This is a genomic window from Cryobacterium sp. 10I1 (assembly GCF_035019805.1).
GTDB classification, from domain to species: Bacteria; Actinomycetota; Actinomycetes; order Actinomycetales; family Microbacteriaceae; genus Cryobacterium; species Cryobacterium glucosi.
On the sequence record NZ_JASJVF010000535.1, the window covers coordinates 1 to 695 of the forward strand.

Sequence of the window (695 nt, forward strand, 5' to 3'; positions counted from 1 at the left end):
CCACCGGTCATGGTCTCGTCGAGTGCGTAGGGCGGCGAATAGCTCTTCACATCGTTCATCCGGCCGCGCATATAGGGGTCGACGGACACGAACTCGTTGGCGACGCGGATCTCGCCGGGCGCGAGCTCCGGCAGGTCGACGTGGACCGTGCGGAAGTCGGCCGCCGTCGGCCATCCGACGGGGCGTGCGGCGAGCTGGATCTGGGTGCTGGTATTCGCTGTCATGGGTGACTCCTGAACTTCTCTGTGCCGAACGTGGGGCTCGGAACGTTTTTGTACCGACTGGTTTACTATATGCTGAATCGAACGGTACACAAAAACCCGACCACTGACTGGAGACCGAGATGGGCCGCACGCCGAGCTTTGACGCTCCCGTCGTCGTGACCGCGGCACGCGACCTGTTCTGGGACCGCGGCTTCGAGGCGGCGTCCCTCGCCGACCTCGAGCGGGTCACCGGGCTCAACAGGTCGAGCCTGTACCACGCGTTCGGAAGCAAACGCGGGCTCTTCGACGCCGCGGTCGCGGACTACCTCGAGACGGTCATCCGCCCGCGCCTGCGCCCGCTGCTCGCCGAATCGGCCGGCCGTGCCGCCCTGCTCGCGTACTACGGCGACCTGAGCCTGGCCGTCGCCTCCCTGCCCGACGATTCACCGCGCCGGGGCTGCCTGCTCGTCAACTGTGCAGCGGGACTCGCCG

1 protein-coding gene and 1 pseudogene are annotated in these 695 nt (G+C 67.2%); one reads left to right on the plus strand and one right to left on the minus strand.

All coding sequences use genetic code 11. The features are described 5' to 3' along the window. Positions 1–224, minus strand: a pseudogene (locus QN345_RS19630) (NADP-dependent oxidoreductase); the annotation flags it as partial. Positions 225–343: 119 nt separating this feature from the next. On the opposite strand from QN345_RS19630, the gene QN345_RS19635 reads away from it, so the two are divergent. Then, positions 344–695: helix-turn-helix domain-containing protein (locus tag QN345_RS19635; protein WP_323509188.1), on the plus strand; the 352-nt coding region annotated here is incomplete at its 3' end.